We start from the raw sequence: 18296 nt of genomic DNA on the forward strand, positions 1-18296 counted from the left end.
TAGTAAGTTATGAAACATTGAAACGGTATTAGTTTATAAGGAGGTGCCACAGATTGAACAACAATGAAATCTATGTAAGTCTTGACATCGGTACATCCAATGTCCGAGTAATCATAGGAGAAGTGGCCAACGGTACGATTAATATTATTGGAGTAGGTAATTCTCCGTCTGAAGGTATTAGAAAAGGAGCCATTGTCGATATTGATGAAACTGTTCGTTCGATTAAGAGAGCAGTTGAACAAGCGGAGAGGATGGTTGGACTCTCGATTAAACAAGTTGTAGTTGGGGTCAATGGGAACCATGTTCAACTTCAACCTTGTCACGGGGTGGTAGCTGTTTCAAGCCCTGATAGAGAAATTGGTGATGAAGATATTGCTCGAGTAATTGATGCGGCCCAAGTCGTCTCTATCCCACCAGAGCGTGAGATTATTGATGTGATCCCTAGACAATTTGTTGTGGATGGCCTAGATGAAATCAATGATCCACGAGGCATGATTGGTGTTAGGCTGGAAATGGAAGGAACCATTATTACAGGATCAAAAACCATCTTACATAACTTATTACGATGTGTAGAGCGCGCTGGATTACAAATCGCTGATATTTGTCTTCAACCACTTGCATCTGGGTCAGTTGCTATTTCTAAAGATGAAAAAAATCTTGGGGTATGCTTAATTGATATTGGTGGAGGTTCAACGACTGTATCTGTATTTGAGCAAGGTACACTTCAATCAACGTCGGTTTTACCAATTGGTGGAGACCATATTACGAATGATATTGCCATTGGTCTTAGGGTCTCTACTGAAGAAGCCGAACGTATTAAAGTGAAATATGGTCACTCTTTTATTGATGAAGCTTCTGATGAAGAGCGCTTTAGCGTCTCAGCAATCGGAAGTGGAGAGAAGGATGAATTTAGCCAATATGATCTGGCACATGTTATCGAACCACGTATGGAAGAAGTCTTTGAATTAATTTACAAAGAAATTATGCGACTAGGCTTTCGCGATTTCCCAAGTGGATATGTGTTAACAGGGGGAACGGTTATGATCCCTGGTGTGCTCGAATTGGCCAAGGAATTACTGCAAGGCAATGTTCGAGTGGCAATACCGGATTATATCGGTGTACGTGAACCACAATACACGACAAGTGTTGGACTTATCCAATTTGCGTACAAAAATGTAAAGATTCAAGGGAAAGAAATTGCCGCTTCTGTAGCTGATTATCAGGCACCTGAGCAACCGAAACAAGATAAGCGCAGTAAGAAAGCTGAAAAAGAACAAACAAGAACAGAAGATAAACCAAAGACAAAATCAAAAGTGAAGAATTGGTTTAAAGTGTTCTTTGAATAATAGTGAACGAGTCTGATTAGGGGGACCTTAAATGTTGGAATTTGAAATGGATATGGATCAATTAGCACAAATAAAAGTCATCGGAGTAGGTGGCGGAGGTAGTAACGCCGTTAACCGAATGATCGAAAATGGACTACAAGGTGTAGAGTTTATTGCTGTAAATACAGATGCTCAAGCACTACATTTATCAAAAGCGGAAACGAAACTTCAGCTTGGTGGAAAGTTAACACGAGGACTTGGAGCAGGTGCCAATCCTGAAATCGGGAAAAAGGCTGCTGAAGAAAGTCGTGAACAATTAGAGGAAGTACTTCAAGGAGCAGACATGGTCTTCATCACTGCTGGAATGGGTGGAGGAACTGGTACAGGTGCTGCGCCAGTTATTGCAGAAGTAGCAAAAGAAATTGGCGCATTAACAGTAGGTGTCGTTACTCGTCCATTTACATTTGAAGGACGTAAGCGTCAAAATCAAGCTGCTACTGGAATTGGTGCATTAAAAGAAAAAGTAGATACACTAATTGTTATTCCAAACGACCGTCTACTTGAGATCGTCGATAAAAACACACCAATGCTTGAAGCATTCCGTGAGGCGGACAATGTATTACGTCAAGGTGTACAAGGTATTTCTGATTTAATCGCAGTACCTGGTTTAATTAACTTAGACTTTGCTGATGTGAAGACTATCATGACTGATAAAGGATCAGCCTTAATGGGTATTGGTATTGCAACAGGTGAAAACCGTGCTTCAGAAGCTGCAAAAAAAGCCATTTCAAGTCCATTGCTTGAAACTTCTGTAGATGGAGCACAAGGCGTATTAATGAATATTACTGGCGGATCGAACTTAAGCCTTTATGAAGTACACGAGGCAGCTGAGATTGTTTCTGCAGCTTCTGATGCTGAAGTTAATATGATCTTTGGTTCTGTAATCAATGAGAATCTAAAAGATGAGATTGTGGTAACTGTTATTGCTACTGGTTTTGATGACACTGAAAACAAGCCTCAGCGTCAAACTCCACAAAACCAAATGAAACAACAGCAACAACAGCAAAGCAAGCCACAACAAGAAGAGCCACAGAAAGAATCTAGGTTCAGCCAACCAACGCAACAACCACAAGAGGATACACTTGATATCCCAACCTTCTTACGTAATCGTCGTAATCGTTCAAGATAATAATGTAGAGCCTCAGCACAATTTGTGCTGAGGCTTTTTTTATTTGACTTTTAATAAAACCTTCTCTTTTTAATAGACATTTTCTGTGCAAATCTCTTAAAATTACATAGGTTTTCTCGTCATGAACTGACAGACTAATTAATAGACTTTACTATATACTTATTTCAAAACCTTGGTAAGAAGGGATGCGATGACTCTTTATCTGGACGTAATATGGTTTTTGAATCTGTGTATAGATTATTTGTTACTCACACTGACGGCTATTGCCCTAAAAAGAAGGTTTACTCAGTTACGCTTTATTCTTAGCGCTTTATTTGCTTCAATGATTGTCTTTTTAATGTTTACTCCTCTCGGTGGATGGTTCTATCAACCTTGGATGAAAGCAATCTATTCTATTTTTATTGTATTAATCGCATTCGGTTTTAAAAGATGGAGTTATTTTTTTCAAAGTCTCTTTATGTTTTATTTTGTGACATTTATGACTGGTGGTGGACTGTTTGCCCTCCACTATTTCTGGAAAACAGAAGTTGATTTTCTCGAAGCTGTTTCTTCTCCTGCTGCAGCTGGTTTTGGAAGTGGAATCAGTTGGGTTTTCGTTGTCATTGGTTTCCCGCTTGTTTGGTTCTTTTCTAAACACCGCATTGAGACAATGGAAATCAAAAAAATTGATTATCATCAGCTTGCAACAGTCACGATCTATTTAAATGGTCAAATCATCAAAGTGAGGGGTCTTATTGATAGTGGTAATAAACTTCATGACCCGATTTCGCGTGCCCCAGTCATGATTATTGAAGCTTCTACTTTATATGAGTTTTTTGGAGAAGAGACTATCTCTAAGATCCTCACTTTAGACGTATACGGGGATAACGAAAGTGACATTCAAGATGAATGGCTTAAGCGTACAAAAATCATTCCTTACAAAGTAATTGGACAATCTACACCTTTTCTGACCGCGATCAAGCCAGAGGCCGTGATGGTGGAACATAATGGACAAGTGTATGAAACAAAGCATGTTTTAATAGGCCTTCAAGATCGTGCCTTATCTCCTGATGATTCCTATCGGAGTATCATACACCCTCAACTAGTATTACGTCCGCCAGGTACCCCCGTTGCTAACTAACCACATCTAAAAGGAGGAGATTGTAATGTTGAAATTAAAACTAAGACTTCTATGGTATCGCATTATGCACAAGCTTGGAATGAAGGCTGATGAAATTTATTATATTGGGGGAAGTGAAGCTCTCCCTCCTCCTTTATCTAAAGAAGAGGAAGCCGTCTTGCTTAAGAAGCTCCCATCTGGGGATAAGGCTGTACGTTCGATGTTAATCGAGAGAAACTTACGTCTAGTCGTTTATATTGCAAGGAAGTTTGAAAATACAGGCATCAATATAGAAGATTTAATTAGCATTGGGACAATCGGGTTAATTAAAGCAGTCAATACGTTTAACCCTGAAAAGAAAATTAAGCTTGCCACGTATGCTTCTCGCTGTATTGAAAATGAGATTCTCATGTATTTGCGTCGTAATAATAAAACACGTTCAGAAGTTTCGTTTGATGAACCTTTAAATATTGATTGGGATGGGAATGAATTATTGCTCTCAGATGTATTAGGCACTGAGGAAGATATTATTACAAGAGGAATTGAAGAAAAAGTCGATCGGAAATTACTAGTGAAAGCTCTTCACACATTGAATGAACGAGAGAAGCAAATCATGGAGTTGCGTTTTGGACTTGCAGGTGAGGAAGAAAAAACGCAAAAAGATGTTGCTGATATGCTAGGGATCTCCCAATCCTATATTTCTAGATTAGAAAAGAGAATAATTAAACGATTGCAAAAAGAATTTAATAAAATGGTCTAAAAAAATATTTTTAAAGGAGCGTTCGTTATGTATCAAGGACTGAACAATATAGTCAAAAAAGACTGATTTTAGCTTGTGCATATTTTTCCCTTCAAAGGAGATACTTTACTTGACATCATCTCCCGCGTTAGGAGGGAAAGAATTGACACGAAATAAAGTTGAAATCTGTGGTGTAGATACATCTAAGCTTCCAGTATTAAAAAACACCGAAATGCGCGAACTTTTTACTCAGTTACAAAGTGGTGATGACAGTGCAAGAGAAGTGTTAGTAAATGGGAATTTGCGTTTAGTATTAAGCGTCATTCAACGTTTCAACAATCGCGGGGAATACGTCGATGACTTATTTCAAGTTGGATGTATTGGTTTAATGAAATCAATTGATAACTTTGATTTAGGTCAGAATGTTAAATTTTCAACTTACGCTGTACCAATGATCATCGGAGAAATAAGACGTTACTTGAGGGATAATAACCCAATTAGAGTTTCAAGGTCCTTGCGAGATATTGCTTATAAAGCTTTGCAAGTCCGAGATCAATTAATGGCTGAAAAGAAGAGAGAAAATGAACCAACTGTACAAGAAATTGCAAAAGTATTAGATGTGCCAAAGGAAGATGTTGTTTTTGCTCTTGATGCTATTCAAGATCCAGTGTCACTGTTTGAACCTATTTATAATGATGGGGGAGATCCGATCTTTGTTATGGATCAGATTAGTGATGAGCGTAATAAAGATGTCAACTGGGTTGAAGAAATCGCTTTAAAAGAAGCAATGATCAGATTAAATGATCGAGAGAAGATGATATTAAATATGAGGTTCTTCCAAGGGAAAACACAAATGGAAGTAGCTGATGAAATTGGCATCTCACAAGCACAAGTTTCTAGGTTAGAAAAGGCTGCTATCCAGCAAATGAATAAACATGCTCAAAGCTAGAGTAGAAAAAGGTGCCGACGCATAATTGCGTTGGGATCTTTTTTTATTGTAAATACTTGTTCATAAATAAATGAAGTCAAGACATATAATGGGTAATAGCACGCAAACGAGATAAAGAGGTGAAAAATGATGATGAAAATATCAGACTTGCAAGCGAAAGATATTGTGAACATGGAGAACGGCAAGAGGTTAGGTCACTTAACAGACTTAGATATTAATTTAACAACAGGAGCAATAGAAGCCATGGTAATTAATGGAACGGGGAAGATGATGGGTTTATTTGGAAAAGAAGAACAAGAAGTAATTATTCCGTGGAAAAACATTATTCGAATTGGTTCAGATGTTATTTTGGTGGAGGTGCCGGAGAGTCTTAGACCACCTATGCCAAATTATAGTCAACAAACGACAACCAGAAGGCGATGAAAAAGAATAAAGTCGTTTCTTGTAAGCGGTGAATTATGGTAAACTAGAATCAAACTATGTTGTTAGCAACAAGTATAGAGGAGGACCATAATGGGAGAACCATTTATCCAACAAAAATCTACTTTTTTAGCAATTGATTGTTGGCAAAAAGAAAACTCTAGCCTTGTTGCCGGATTTACAACAAGAGAGGGCGGAGTAAGTCAGCCGCCTTTTGATTCACTTAATATGGGTTTTCATGTAAATGACCTGGATGAAGATGTCCAAAAAAATCGTGAGCTTATAGCGGAAGCTCTTTCTTTCCCATTAAATCATTGGGTGGGCTCAGAACAAGTACACAAAGCAACCATTAAAAAGGTGACAAAGGAGCATCAAGGGTTAGGATCCCGTTCCTTACAAGATGCAATAAGTGCTACAGATGGCCTCTATACAAAAGAAAGTGGGATTTTACTTACGAGCTTGTATGCTGATTGTGTACCTCTCATCTTTTATGCAAAGAACCAAGGAATAATTGGAGTAGCCCATGCCGGGTGGAAGGGAACAGTGCAATTAATAGGCCCGAAAATGATTTCTTTATGGCAAGACCGTGAAGGAGTTCCATTGGAGGACATTCAAGTTGCCATTGCTCCTTGTATTAGTGGAAATGCATACGAAGTAGATGACGTTCCAATTGAGGCCGTCTTAAAGGTTTTTCCAGAAGCTGTAGAAAAGAAGATCTACACAGAAAATGAGCGTGGTCGCTATCAACTCGACTTACGATTGTTAAATGCGGAGTTACTCATTTCAGCAGGTTTAAAACGAGAACAACTACTCATTTCTTCAATTTGCACAGCCAATGATCCTAGAATGTATTCGTACCGTGCAGATGGTGGTAAAACCGGGCGGATGATGAGTTTTATCGGATTAAAGTAGTTCGATTTACAGCTGAAGAAGGTAAGGTGGATGAGTGTGACAGTTAAACATAATTTTGATCAAATACAAGCAGAAATTGCCTCCATTTGTGAGCGTGTAGGACGAGACTCTCAATCCGTGCATATAGTAGCTGTAACCAAATATGTGAGTACAGAGCGAGCACAAGAGGCAATTTCTGCTGGCGTTAATCACCTCGGTGAAAATCGAGTAGAAGGAATAGAAGAAAAACGAGACTCTCTTGGTGATGTCGTTTCCTGGCACTTTATAGGGTCACTACAGTCTAAAAAAGTGAAGAAAGTGATCGATCATATCACGTATTTACATTCACTTGATCGTCTATCCCTTGCAAAAGAAGTGGACAAGCGATTAGAAGGTAAACAAACATTAGATTGCTTTGTTCAAGTTAATGTATCTGGAGAAGAATCAAAATCTGGCCTTCATCAAAAAGAGGTATTGCCATTTATCGAAGAGTTATCGAATTATCCCTCTATAAACGTAATCGGGTTAATGACAATGGCTCCATTTGTAGAAGACAATGAACAAACGAGACCGATATTTAAAAAGTTGAAGCAACTTCAGTTAAGTATTGCTGAAAAAGGATATAAACATGCACCTTGTACCGAGTTGTCGATGGGCATGTCTAATGATTATCATATTGCGATTGAAGAAGGCGCTACGTTCGTTCGAATTGGTACTGCATTAGTGGGCAATGAGAAGTAGAAGCAAGTGAGTGAATAAAAGGAGGGGCGGTTGATGGGGATGAAAAAAAAGTTTAAACGTTTTTTTGAATTAGAAGATGACGTGCAAGAATATGAAGAGGTTGTTCATGAGGGTGTGGATGAGGAAATCGAACCAACACATCGATCAAAAAAAGGGAATGACAAACAAGCAAATCAAGCCAATGTTGTAAGTTTGCAAAGTGTTCAAAAAGGTGCAAAAGTAATTTTAGTTGAGCCTCGTACATATGATGAAGCTCAAGAGATTGCGGATCATTTAAAAAACCGTAAAGCGGTCATCATTAATTTGCAGCGAGTTTCTCATGATCAAGCAAAGCGAGTAGTCGATTTTTTGAGTGGAACAGTGTATGCTATTGGAGGAGACATTCAAAAGCTTGGTCAAAATATCTTTTTGTGTACACCAGATAACGTAGATGTTTCAGGAACGATTACAGAAATGATGCAAGAACAGTTTGATCGTTAAGGTATAAGTAAAGGTGGTGAAAGATTCGTGCAAACAATAGGTGCATTGCTATATAACGCAATGTATATATACTCATTTTTAATTATTGGTTACATTCTCTTATCGTGGTTCCCGAATGCACGTGAATCCTCGTTTGGACAATTTTTAGGTAGCATTGTAGAGCCATATTTAGAACCTTTCAGAAAATTCATTCCACCACTTGGGATGATTGATTTGTCGCCAATTGTAGCAATAATTGTACTGCGTTTAGCGAGTACAGGCGTACTGGCTATCTTTAGTTAAGGAGTTTTTACATGTCGATCTTTCAACATTTTAGGGATGAAGAGAAACCTTTTGTTGAACAAGTGTTGTCATGGAAAGAAGAAGTCGGTTTGATGCATCAAGAACGCCGAACAGATTTTCTTGATCCAAGAGAGCAAGATATTTTAAAAATAGTGATTGGACATGATGAGGATGTAGCCTATCAGTTCTTTGGTGGTTCTCCTACATCAGAAAGAAAGCGTGCCTACTTATGCCCGCCATACTTAGAAATCGCACCTTCTAAATTTGAACTTACCTTATTTTCAATTCAATACCCGGCAAAATTCATTACACTTACTCATTCTGATGTATTAGGTTCTCTAATGAATGTAGGGTTAAAAAGGGAAAAGTTCGGTGATATTGTTGTTGGGGATGATTTTGTCCAAATAGTAGTAGCTAGTGAAATTGCTGACTTTGTTGAAATGAATGTAGTGAAGATAGGGAAGGCGAGTGTTCAATTAAAGCCTATCTCTTTTAGTAATCTAAAGAAGTCTCTTGATCATTGGACAGATGAGACTGCTACAGTCTCATCACTTCGCCTTGATGTCATTATCTCAGAAATATATCATCTATCTCGTGCTAAAGTGAAGCCATACATTGAAAGAGGCCTAGTGAAAGTAAATTGGCGGGTAACCGATCAAGTGTCTTTCCCGGTAAATGACGGAGATTACATATCAGTCCGTGGACACGGACGAAGTAAAATAGTTTCGCTTGAAGGTCGAACAAAAAAAGACAAAATCAGACTGCGTTATGGCCGGTTAATGTAAAGGGAAAAGTTCATAATGAACGATATGATATTTACTAATATTTGCCTAAAGGAATTAAAAGGTTTTCCTCTTTATTTGTCGAAATAAAAGAGAAATGATCTAGCTGAGAGACAATGATCACATCGATCGAAATTAGCTAAGTTTAAAATCGGGGGTGGCAGTTGTGCCTTTAACACCATTAGATATTCACAACAAAGAATTTACACGTGGCTTTCGTGGCTATGACGAGGATGAGGTTAATGAATTCCTTGATCAAGTCATAAAAGATTATGAAGCAATTTTGCGTGAAAAAAAGGAACTATTTGAACGTGTTACAGATCTAGATGAGAAATTGGAGCATTTTAAAAACATTGAAGAAACGTTAAACAAATCAATTCTTATTGCGCAGGAAACGGCTGAAGAAGTGAGAAGAAACGCTCAAAAAGAAGCGCAGCTTATCGTCAAGGAAGCAGAAAAAAATTCAGATCGCATTATAAATGATTCTCTTTCTAAATCACGTAAGATTATGATTGAAATGGAAGAACTTAAAAAGCAAGCTTCTGTCTATAAAATGCGTTTCAAAATGCTAATTGAAGCCCAATTAGAAATGTTAAATACAGATGATTGGGATGAGTTTGTCGAACGTGAAGAGGATGAATTGGAACAAAACCAATCATAAATGAAAGACTACCTTGCACGTTTTGTTACAACTAGCATATAATAAGGATTACTTATATAGCATATGACCATGATAAGGGATAGTAGGTACTGGTTCTTAGTTAAGCGATTCAGGGATGGTGTGAGCCTGAACACGAGTCCACTGCTGAACATCACCCTTTAGTTTTGCACCGAACGACTATCTAGTAGGCTGCAACGACTCACTCACGTTACGAGTGCTGAAGTGGAAAGAGACTCACTGATTTTCTTTTCATTAGGGTGGTACCACGGGTAATCTTCTCGTCCCTACTTAGGGATGAGGGGATTTTTTTGTTTATGCTATACACTTACTTAAATGATGACATTCTGGTAAGAAAGAATGAAGGAGGAAGAATGATGGATTATAAAGAAACATTATTGATGCCAAAAACAGAATTTCCAATGCGCGGAAATTTACCAAACAATGAACCGAAGCGTCAAGAAAAATGGAGCGATCAAGATATTTATGCAGAGGTTCAAAAACGAACAGAAGGCCGTCCTTTATTTGTATTACATGATGGGCCGCCATACGCCAATGGCGATATCCACATGGGGCATGCACTAAATAAGGTTCTTAAAGACTTTATTGTCCGCTATAAATCGATGAATGGTTTTCATGCCCCTTATGTTCCTGGCTGGGACACGCATGGTTTGCCGATTGAAACAGCTCTTACAAAGAATGGGAAAGTCAAGCGTAAAGAGATGAGTGTAGCAGCATTCCGCGAGTTATGTGAGAAATATGCACGTGAGCAAGTTAGCCGACAGCGTGAACAATTCATGCGTCTTGGTGTCCGTGGTGATTGGTGGAATCCTTACGTAACATTAGATAAAGAATATGAAGCACAACAAATTAAAGTGTTTGGTGATATGGCGAAAAAAGGCTATATTTACAAAGGGAAGAAGCCAGTTTACTGGTCGCCTTCTTCTGAATCAGCTTTAGCTGAAGCTGAAATTGAATACCATGATAAACGTTCACCTTCTATTTATGTAGCTTTTGGTGTGAAAGATGGTAAAAATGTTCTTGCAGGCGATGAGAAGATCATTATTTGGACAACAACTCCATGGACAATCCCAGCAAACCTTGGGATTGCTGTGCATCCTGAGCTTGATTACAATGTAGTTGTAGCAAATGGTCATAAGTATGTGGTTGCTGCTGGCCTGCTTGAAACCCTTCAAGCTGAATTTGAGTGGGAGCAAGTTGAGGTTCAAAAAACCGTTAAAGGAGCACAACTTGAACATGTGGTTGCAGAGCACCCTATTTATGGACGTGACTCGCTCGTCATGTGCGGCGATCATGTTACCTTAGATGCAGGTACAGGATGTGTCCATACAGCTCCAGGACATGGAGAAGAAGATTATATTGTAGGACAGAAGTATGGTTTAGATGTTCTTTGCCCAGTTGATGATAAAGGAAACATGACTGAGGAAGCGCCTGGCTTTGAAGGAATGTTTTATGATCAAGCGAATAAACCGATCACTGAAAAACTGGATGAAGTCGGAGCATTGATGAAGTTAACATTCATTACACATTCTTATGCGCATGATTGGAGAACAAAAAAACCAGTAATTTATCGTGCGACTGCTCAGTGGTTTGCTTCTATTGCTAACTTTAGAAATGAATTATTACAAGCAATCAAAGATGTAGACTGGATTCCTACTTGGGGAGAAACACGTCTGTACAATATGGTTCGTGATCGTGGCGATTGGTGTATTTCTAGACAACGTGCATGGGGCGTACCGATTCCTGTATTTTATGAGGAAAATGGAAATCCAATTATTACAGATGAAACAATTAATCATGTATCTGCATTGTTCCGTGAACATGGTTCAAACATTTGGTTTGAGTGGGATACAAAAGATTTATTGCCTGAAGGATTTACATCTGAACATAGCCCTAATGGAGAATTCACTCGTGAGATGGATATTATGGATGTATGGTTTGACTCAGGTTCCTCGCATCAGGCAGTATTAGAAGAACGATCTGATTTAGCACGTCCTGCTGATCTGTATCTTGAAGGATCGGATCAATATCGTGGTTGGTTCAACTCTTCGTTATCAACGAGTGTCGCTGTAACAGGTAAAGCACCTTATAAAGGGGTGTTAAGTCACGGTTTTGCTTTAGATGGTCAAGGCCGTAAGATGAGTAAATCTGTAGGGAATGTAGTCGTGCCAAACGATGTAATGAAGCAATTAGGTGCAGATATTCTTCGTCTTTGGGTTGCGTCAGTTGATTACCAATCAGATGTACGTGTATCTGATAAGATTTTAAAACAAGTTTCAGAATCATACCGTAAAATTCGGAACACATTCCGTTTCTTATTAGGAAACTTGCATGATTTTGATCCAGCTGTTAATCGTGTTAATAAAGAAGATCTTGGCGATGTTCATTTATTTATGCTTGTAAAATTAAATGAAGTGATTGAGAAAGTGAAAGAAGCTTATGATAACTATCAGTTCTCAAATGTGTATCATACGATTCATAACTTCTGCACAATTGAATTAAGTTCATTCTATATGGATCTTGCTAAAGATACATTGTATATCGAACATGCAGACCATGCAGATCGCCGTGCAATTCAAACCGTTATGTATGAATGTGTACTCGCTCTAACCAAGCTTGTGTCACCAATCCTTTCTCATACGGCCGACGAAGTATGGGAACAGATTCCTGCAGTGAAAGAAACAAGCGTTCAATTAACAGATATGCCAGAAGTTGAATCATTTGGTGATGTTGAGAATTTAAAAGCGAAATGGCAACATTTTATGTCTGTTCGTGATGATGTTTTAAAGGCATTAGAACAAGCTCGTAATGACAAAAAAATTGGTAAATCATTAACCGCAGCTATTACATTGTATGCAACGGGAGAAGTTAAACAACTTTTAGAGACGACACCTAATCTTGAGAAATTATTTATCGTTTCAGCTGTATCAGTGAAAGGTGAAGTAAGTGAAGCGCCCGAGGAAGCAATGAACTTTGATGATCTTAGGATTATTGTAGAAAAAGCTGAAGGTGAAACATGTGAACGTTGTTGGGTTGTTTCAACAACAGTTGGTTCACATCATACTCATCCAGGACTTTGTACATCTTGTGCAGAAACGGTTGAGACATATTACCAGTCTTAATATTGAGGAGATCACCACTTTAACTAGTGGTGATTTTCTTTTTTATTTATCAAATTTCCCATAAGCTGTATTCGTTCTTTGGTGCTTACTTGGTTAAGCTAATAAGGAGCTCAAAAGGAACTTTGTAGCTCAAAAAGGGGGAGAAAACTGATGAATAAATGGAGTGAACAAAAGAGACAATTAGAGGACATGAAAGCAAAATTAGAAGCTAGAATAAACTCGGATGCCCATGAAGAAACCAAGCATGCCTTGTCAGCTTCTACAGGAGAATTATCCAATTATGATAACCATCCTGCAGATACAGCGACTGATTTATACGAACGTGAAAAAGATACAGCCATTTATGCTCATATTGAAAAGGAATTGGCAGATGTTAATCTGGCATTAAATAAAATAAACAGTGGAACATATGGTATTTGTGAAAAGACAGGCCAAACCATTCCTACTGAGCGTTTAAGCGCTAACCCTACGGCAAGAACGATTGTTGCCGAAGCTAGAAGTCATATTGCCGATGATCGACCGGTTGAAGAAGAGGTTCTTGATTCATTTGGCCGCTACAATTATGATAATGACGATAGTGAAACAGAATTTGACGCAGAAGATGCGTACCAAGCCGTTGCACGTTTTAACGAGAACTCGATGGTATATGAGGATGCCTCCTTAGATGAGGGGGAGGAGCTCATCGGGTATGTTGAAGAGTTAGAAGGTTTTTTATCAACGGGAATAGAAGGTTATACAGGTACTGACCAGGTCCAGTTTCAGCGTAACGTGCATTATGATCACTATATGGACGAATTGTAGGGGGGACATCCCCCTTTTTTTGTGCTACAATGCATAAGTATGGAAACAAGTGAACAAGAGCGGAGGAACGAGATTGTTTTACTATATCATTGCCCTCATAGTGATTTTAATTGACCAACTAACAAAATGGATCGTTGATACTTCAATGGAAATTGGAGAACGCATTCCAGTGATTGAGAATGTATTTTATATCACGTCTCATCGTAACCAAGGAGCAGCGTTTGGTATTCTCCAAGGACAGATGTGGTTCTTTTATATTATTACGACGGTAGTCATTATTGGTATTATTTACTACATGGAGAAAGAAGCTAAACATGATTGGCTTTTTGGCAGCTCTTTGGCGTTGATTTTAGGTGGGGCCATTGGTAACTTTATCGACCGTATATTTCGCGGGGAAGTTGTTGACTTTGTAGATACATTTATTTTCGGTTATAATTTCGCGATTTTTAATGTAGCAGATGCTGCCCTTTGTGTAGGTGTAGGGTTGTTGTTTATTAAAATGATTCAAGATGAGCGAAAACAGAAGGAGACAGCTTAATGGAACAAATGCAGTGGACAGTTAGTGAAGAAGTGAAAAATGATCGTATTGATAAATTTTTATCTAGTCAAGACGATGAGTGGTCAAGATCTCAAGTTCAACAATGGATTAAAGATGGCCAAGTACTCGTAAACGATAAATCAAGTAAATCAAACTATAAAGTGCAAGTGAATGATGTGATTACTTTAACGATTCCTGAACCAGAAGAACTAGATGTAGTGGCAGAGGATATTCCACTAGATGTTGTATTTGAAGATGCTGATGTGATCGTGATTAACAAGCCTCGCGGTATGGTGGTTCACCCAGCTCCAGGTCATTATACAGGTACCCTTGTAAATGCTCTTCTACATCATTGTAAAGACTTATCTGGAATTAATGGTGTTGTTAGACCTGGTATTGTTCATCGAATTGATAAAGATACTTCAGGCCTTATTATGGTCGCAAAAAATGATCATGCACATGAATCATTGGTCAATCAATTAAAAGCGAAAACGACAAAACGTCGCTATAAAGCCATTGTGCACGGCATTATTCCTCATCAACATGGGACAATTGAGGCTCCGATTGGTCGCGATAAAAAAGATCGTCAAAGTATGACGGTTACAGAAGAGAATAGTCGTGATGCAGTGACTCATTTCACAGTCCTTGAATGTTTTAAAGATTTTACGTATGTGCAATGTGAATTAGAGACTGGTCGTACACATCAAATTCGTGTACATATGAAATACATCGGTTATCCTCTAGCTGGAGATCCAAAGTATGGTCCGAAAAAGAAAACATTAGATATTGAAGGTCAAGCATTGCATGCAGCAATGTTAGGATTCACTCATCCTAAAACAGGTGAGGAACTTGAGTTTGAAGCACCATTACCAGAAGATATGGAAGAATTACTTCATTACTTACGAAAGAAGTAATTGACATAGCTCGTATGGTCTGCGATAATAAAGTCAATCAAATAGTCCTTTAACTTAAGTCCCGTGAGGCTTAGAAGGAAACGGAAGTGCTTTAGGATCAGTGTATCCACTTATGCTAAAGCCTGCATTATACGTTTACCTCTAGCCGAATGGTTAGAGGTTTTCTATATTTACAAGGGTAATAATTAACAGCAAGAAGGTGAAATGATGAGTCGAGTGATATTGGACGAACAAGCTGTACGCCGTGCAACTACACGAATTGCACATGAGATTATTGAACGAAATAAAGGTGTCGAGCGTTGTGTATTAGTTGGAATTAAAACACGAGGCATCTACTTAGCCGAAAGACTTGCTGAGAGAATTGAGCAAATTGAAGGCGTCAAGGTGGAGGTAGGCGAAGTAGACATTACGCTTTACCGAGATGATTTATCACACAAATCTTCCACTGACGAACCAATCTTACAAGGAACCGATATTCCCATTGATATTACGAATCGTAAAGTTATCTTGGTGGACGATGTTCTTTATACAGGCAGAACGGTAAGAGCGGCACTAGATGCATTAATTGATCTAGGGCGACCTGAACAGATACAATTAGCCGTATTAATTGATCGAGGCCATCGTGAATTGCCGATAAGACCGGATTATGTTGGTAAAAATGTTCCAACCTCAAAAAGTGAAAAAATTGTTGCGAAGCTCAGTGAAGTGGATGCAACCGATGAAGTCACGATTGAACAAAGAATTGAAACAAATGAAAGAACAGATTGAATACAAAAAACCTCATATGTATACCTCTTTAACCCAGTCCTGCGAGGCTGACAAGAGGGTCGCTCCTTGCTAGTAGTCTGATCTTTTTATCAGACCAGTTAGGTGAAACCTCTTTGTCATACGCAAAGAGGTTTTTTGTTTAGAGAACTAAGGAGGAATTATGATGAATAAACAAACAGCAGAAGTTGGCATTAAAGAAATCCCAAGATTTGATAAATGGTTCGTACTGAGTTTACAGCATTTATGTGCAATGTTCGGAGCGACGATCCTTGTACCATTCTTGGTGGGGTTATCTCCATCAGTTGCTCTCCTTTCAAGTGGGTTAGGGACGCTTGCATACTTACTCATTACAAAAGGCCAAGTGCCCGCTTATCTCGGTTCATCCTTTGCCTTCATTGCTCCTATTCTAGCAGCAACCTCTCTTGGAGGGCCTGAAGGAGCGATGCTTGGTAGCTTCTTAGCCGGACTTGTCTATGGAGCCGTTGCCCTTTTAATTAAAACAAGTGGTGTCAATTGGATTATGAAATTACTTCCGCCAATCGTTGTAGGACCTGTTATTATCGTCATCGGTCTTGGTCTTGCTGGAGTTGCAATCGATATGGCGATGTACATTCCAGGGATGGAAGAGCAAGTATATAGTACAACGCATTTCACTGTAGCATTAGTCACATTAGGAATTACCATAATCGTATCGATGTTTTTAAAAGGGTTTTTCGGACTTGTCCCGATTATGTTTGGAATTATCGGCGGTTATTTGTTCGCCTTCACACAAGGTTTAGTCGATTTCACACCAATAAGAGAAGCAGCTTGGATTGCGGCACCTGAACTTCTTGTACCCTTTGTTAACTACACACCGCAATGGTCTTGGGCAATAGCAGCAATCATGATGCCAATAGCAGTAGTAACGATTGCTGAGCATATTGGTGATCAAATGGTACTAAGTAAAGTGGTCGGAAAGAATTTTATTAAAAAACCAGGTTTACACCGTTCGATATTAGGGGATGGGGTTGCAACAATGATCGCTTCATTCATTGGAGGACCACCAAATACGACTTACGGTGAAAATATTGGGGTGTTAGCAATCACGCGAGTATTTAGTGTATTCGTAATCGGTGGTGCAGCAACACTAGCAATTGGATTTGCTTTCATCGGAAAAATTTCTGCACTAATCTCCACGATTCCAACAGCAGTCATGGGTGGTGTATCAATCCTCTTGTTCGGGGTTATTGCATCGTCTGGTCTTAGAATGTTAATCGATAACAATATTAACCTTGGCAGTAAGCGAAACTTAATTATATCTTCCGTCATCTTAGTGATCGGGATTGGTGGAGCATTCATTCAAGTATCAGAAGACATTCAGCTTGCGGGAATGGCATTAGCAACAATCATTGGGATTGTTCTTCACCAAGTCCTCCCAAATAAAGAAGAAAGCTATAGCAAAAAGAACCCATTCTCTGATGAAGAGAAAGAAGAACAAGTAGCTTAATAATTAGACCCTTTAAAGAAGTACAGAGAGACTTCAAAGGAATAGTGTAATGGAGAGATATCAAGTATGGTATGGTGTCTCCTCTAATTCCCTATACCCTGAGATGTCTCATCTCAGGGTTTTTCTCTCTGAAAAAAGGCTTATTAAACCAAGGAGGCGTAAGGGGATGCAGATGAGTATCGAAAAATTGGTAAGTAAAGGGCTTCATACAATGTCGGAACTATCACTTAATGAAATTGATTGGATCTTGCATGAAGCAGAAGCTTTCTCAAAAGGAACGAGCTGGAGGCCGGCTGACCAAACATTTGTAGCTAACTTGTTTTTTGAACCGAGTACTCGTACAAAGATGAGCTTTGAAGTAGCTGAACGAAAACTTGGGTTAGAGGTGCTTGCTTTTGATGGAGAAACATCTAGTGTCCAAAAAGGTGAGACCTTGTATGATACAGCAAAAACACTTGAATCAATCGGTGCCAAAGCACTAGTGATCCGTCATCCGAAAAGTAAATATTATGAGGAATTAGAAGATCGATTAGCCATTCCTATCATCAATGCAGGTGATGGATGTGGCCAGCATCCGAGCCAATCTCTACTTGATTTGTTAACAATCAAACAAGAATTTGGAACGTTTAAAGGTGTTCGAGTCGTCATTTGTGGCGACCTCAGACATAGTCGAGTAGCACGATCAAATGCTGAAATCTTAACTCGCTTAGGTGCGAAGGTACTGATCTCTGGGCCGATGGAATGGATGGAAGGGTTTTCTGATATGTATCCTTACGTTTCAATGGACACCGCAGTCGAGCGTGCTGATGTCATCATGCTACTTAGAATACAAAACGAACGACATGAGGGTGGCACGATGTCATCCGGCGAGTTGTATCACTTGCAACATGGTTTGACGATTGAAAGAGAAGCTAACATGCAGAGGCATTCTATCATCATGCATCCTGCACCCGTGAACCGAGGGGTAGAAATCGCGAGTGAATTAGTTGAATGCAGACGATCACGGATTTTTAAACAAATGGAAAACGGAGTCTTTATCCGCATGGCAATCTTAAAGCGCGCACTACAAAATCTATAATTGGGGGAATCAT

19 protein-coding genes are annotated in these 18296 nt (G+C 39.0%); all 19 read left to right on the top strand.

The features are described 5' to 3' along the window. Positions 1-53 precede the first annotated feature (53 nt). The 19 genes from ftsA to AB3N04_RS18195 all read left to right on the top strand — a co-directional run bounded on the left by ftsA (position 54) and on the right by AB3N04_RS18195 (position 18283). Positions 54-1346: a cell division protein FtsA gene (ftsA, locus tag AB3N04_RS18105; protein WP_368503996.1), complete on the top strand. Its 1293-nt coding sequence runs from the start codon at positions 54-56 to the stop codon at positions 1344-1346. A gap of 31 nt (positions 1347-1377) precedes the next feature. Beyond that, positions 1378-2514, top strand: coding sequence for a cell division protein FtsZ (gene ftsZ, locus AB3N04_RS18110; RefSeq protein ID WP_317122537.1), 1137 nt, complete (start codon positions 1378-1380; stop codon positions 2512-2514). A gap of 190 nt (positions 2515-2704) precedes the next feature. After that, on the top strand, positions 2705-3634 hold the full coding sequence (spoIIGA, locus tag AB3N04_RS18115; protein WP_368503997.1) for a sigma-E processing peptidase SpoIIGA: 930 nt from the start codon (positions 2705-2707) through the stop codon (positions 3632-3634). A gap of 25 nt (positions 3635-3659) precedes the next feature. Continuing rightward, on the top strand, positions 3660-4373 hold the full coding sequence (sigE, locus tag AB3N04_RS18120) for an RNA polymerase sporulation sigma factor SigE (protein ID WP_368503998.1): 714 nt from the start codon (positions 3660-3662) through the stop codon (positions 4371-4373). A gap of 109 nt (positions 4374-4482) precedes the next feature. Beyond that, complete coding sequence (gene sigG, locus AB3N04_RS18125) at positions 4483-5301, top strand: RNA polymerase sporulation sigma factor SigG (protein ID WP_317122540.1); 819 nt, start codon at positions 4483-4485, stop codon at positions 5299-5301. Between the two features lie 129 nt (positions 5302-5430). Next, the gene (locus AB3N04_RS18130) at positions 5431-5724 is read left to right on the top strand and encodes a YlmC/YmxH family sporulation protein (RefSeq protein ID WP_368506093.1); all 294 of its coding nucleotides are present in this window, start codon (positions 5431-5433) and stop codon (positions 5722-5724) included. Positions 5725-5814: 90 nt separating this feature from the next. Further along, entirely contained in the window at positions 5815-6633 is an 819-nt protein-coding gene (gene pgeF, locus AB3N04_RS18135) for a peptidoglycan editing factor PgeF (protein WP_368503999.1), read from the top strand. Between the two features lie 30 nt (positions 6634-6663). Beyond that, complete coding sequence (locus AB3N04_RS18140; RefSeq protein WP_368504000.1) at positions 6664-7353, top strand: YggS family pyridoxal phosphate-dependent enzyme; 690 nt, start codon at positions 6664-6666, stop codon at positions 7351-7353. Positions 7354-7386: 33 nt separating this feature from the next. Further along, complete coding sequence (locus tag AB3N04_RS18145) at positions 7387-7833, top strand: cell division protein SepF (protein WP_317122543.1); 447 nt, start codon at positions 7387-7389, stop codon at positions 7831-7833. Between the two features lie 27 nt (positions 7834-7860). After that, the gene (locus tag AB3N04_RS18150; protein ID WP_317122544.1) at positions 7861-8115 is read left to right on the top strand and encodes a YggT family protein; all 255 of its coding nucleotides are present in this window, start codon (positions 7861-7863) and stop codon (positions 8113-8115) included. Between the two features lie 11 nt (positions 8116-8126). After that, positions 8127-8900 carry an RNA-binding protein gene (locus AB3N04_RS18155; RefSeq protein ID WP_368504001.1) on the top strand — a complete coding sequence of 258 codons (774 nt, stop codon included), beginning with the start codon at positions 8127-8129 and terminating at the stop codon, positions 8898-8900. Positions 8901-9063: 163 nt separating this feature from the next. Next, a complete protein-coding gene (locus tag AB3N04_RS18160) occupies positions 9064-9558 on the top strand; it encodes a DivIVA domain-containing protein (protein WP_368504002.1) in 495 nt (164 codons plus the stop codon). Between the two features lie 374 nt (positions 9559-9932). Beyond that, positions 9933-12698 carry an isoleucine--tRNA ligase gene (ileS, locus tag AB3N04_RS18165; protein ID WP_368506094.1) on the top strand — a complete coding sequence of 922 codons (2766 nt, stop codon included), beginning with the start codon at positions 9933-9935 and terminating at the stop codon, positions 12696-12698. Between the two features lie 150 nt (positions 12699-12848). Then, positions 12849-13499 carry a TraR/DksA C4-type zinc finger protein gene (locus tag AB3N04_RS18170; protein ID WP_368504003.1) on the top strand — a complete coding sequence of 217 codons (651 nt, stop codon included), beginning with the start codon at positions 12849-12851 and terminating at the stop codon, positions 13497-13499. 73 nt (positions 13500-13572) lie between these two features. After that, complete coding sequence (gene lspA, locus AB3N04_RS18175; RefSeq protein ID WP_317122548.1) at positions 13573-14037, top strand: signal peptidase II; 465 nt, start codon at positions 13573-13575, stop codon at positions 14035-14037. Beyond that, positions 14037-14951: an RluA family pseudouridine synthase gene (locus AB3N04_RS18180; protein WP_368504004.1), complete on the top strand. Its 915-nt coding sequence runs from the start codon at positions 14037-14039 to the stop codon at positions 14949-14951. The genes lspA and AB3N04_RS18180 overlap by 1 nt, the downstream gene beginning before the upstream one ends. 207 nt (positions 14952-15158) lie before the next feature. Beyond that, positions 15159-15719 carry a bifunctional pyr operon transcriptional regulator/uracil phosphoribosyltransferase PyrR gene (pyrR, locus tag AB3N04_RS18185; RefSeq protein WP_368504005.1) on the top strand — a complete coding sequence of 187 codons (561 nt, stop codon included), beginning with the start codon at positions 15159-15161 and terminating at the stop codon, positions 15717-15719. Between the two features lie 163 nt (positions 15720-15882). Next, positions 15883-17205: a solute carrier family 23 protein gene (locus tag AB3N04_RS18190; protein WP_368504006.1), complete on the top strand. Its 1323-nt coding sequence runs from the start codon at positions 15883-15885 to the stop codon at positions 17203-17205. A 166-nt stretch (positions 17206-17371) separates the two neighbouring features. Beyond that, a complete protein-coding gene (locus tag AB3N04_RS18195; protein ID WP_368504007.1) occupies positions 17372-18283 on the top strand; it encodes an aspartate carbamoyltransferase catalytic subunit in 912 nt (303 codons plus the stop codon). The last annotated feature ends 13 nt before the right edge of the window (positions 18284-18296 follow it).

The organism is Alkalihalophilus sp. As8PL (genome assembly GCF_040939795.1).
GTDB classification, from domain to species: Bacteria; Bacillota; Bacilli; order Bacillales; family Bacillaceae_D; genus Alkalihalophilus; species Alkalihalophilus lindianensis.

Excerpts from the sequence above, each read along its gene's own strand:
- ftsZ (WP_317122537.1), top strand. The coding sequence starts at position 1,378 with ATGTTGGAATTTGAAATGGATATGGATCAATTAGCACAAATAAAAGTC.
- spoIIGA (WP_368503997.1), top strand. The coding sequence starts at position 2,705 with ATGACTCTTTATCTGGACGTAATATGGTTTTTGAATCTGTGTATAGAT.
- sigE (WP_368503998.1), top strand. The coding sequence starts at position 3,660 with ATGTTGAAATTAAAACTAAGACTTCTATGGTATCGCATTATGCACAAG.
- AB3N04_RS18130 (WP_368506093.1), top strand. The coding sequence starts at position 5,431 with ATGATGAAAATATCAGACTTGCAAGCGAAAGATATTGTGAACATGGAG.
- pgeF (WP_368503999.1), top strand. The coding sequence starts at position 5,815 with ATGGGAGAACCATTTATCCAACAAAAATCTACTTTTTTAGCAATTGAT.
- AB3N04_RS18140 (WP_368504000.1), top strand. The coding sequence starts at position 6,664 with ATGAGTGTGACAGTTAAACATAATTTTGATCAAATACAAGCAGAAATT.
- AB3N04_RS18145 (WP_317122543.1), top strand. The coding sequence starts at position 7,387 with ATGGGGATGAAAAAAAAGTTTAAACGTTTTTTTGAATTAGAAGATGAC.
- AB3N04_RS18155 (WP_368504001.1), top strand. The coding sequence starts at position 8,127 with ATGTCGATCTTTCAACATTTTAGGGATGAAGAGAAACCTTTTGTTGAA.
- ileS (WP_368506094.1), top strand. The coding sequence starts at position 9,933 with ATGGATTATAAAGAAACATTATTGATGCCAAAAACAGAATTTCCAATG.
- AB3N04_RS18170 (WP_368504003.1), top strand. The coding sequence starts at position 12,849 with ATGAATAAATGGAGTGAACAAAAGAGACAATTAGAGGACATGAAAGCA.
- AB3N04_RS18180 (WP_368504004.1), top strand. The coding sequence starts at position 14,037 with ATGGAACAAATGCAGTGGACAGTTAGTGAAGAAGTGAAAAATGATCGT.
- pyrR (WP_368504005.1), top strand. The coding sequence starts at position 15,159 with ATGAGTCGAGTGATATTGGACGAACAAGCTGTACGCCGTGCAACTACA.
- AB3N04_RS18190 (WP_368504006.1), top strand. The coding sequence starts at position 15,883 with ATGAATAAACAAACAGCAGAAGTTGGCATTAAAGAAATCCCAAGATTT.
- AB3N04_RS18195 (WP_368504007.1), top strand. The coding sequence starts at position 17,372 with ATGCAGATGAGTATCGAAAAATTGGTAAGTAAAGGGCTTCATACAATG.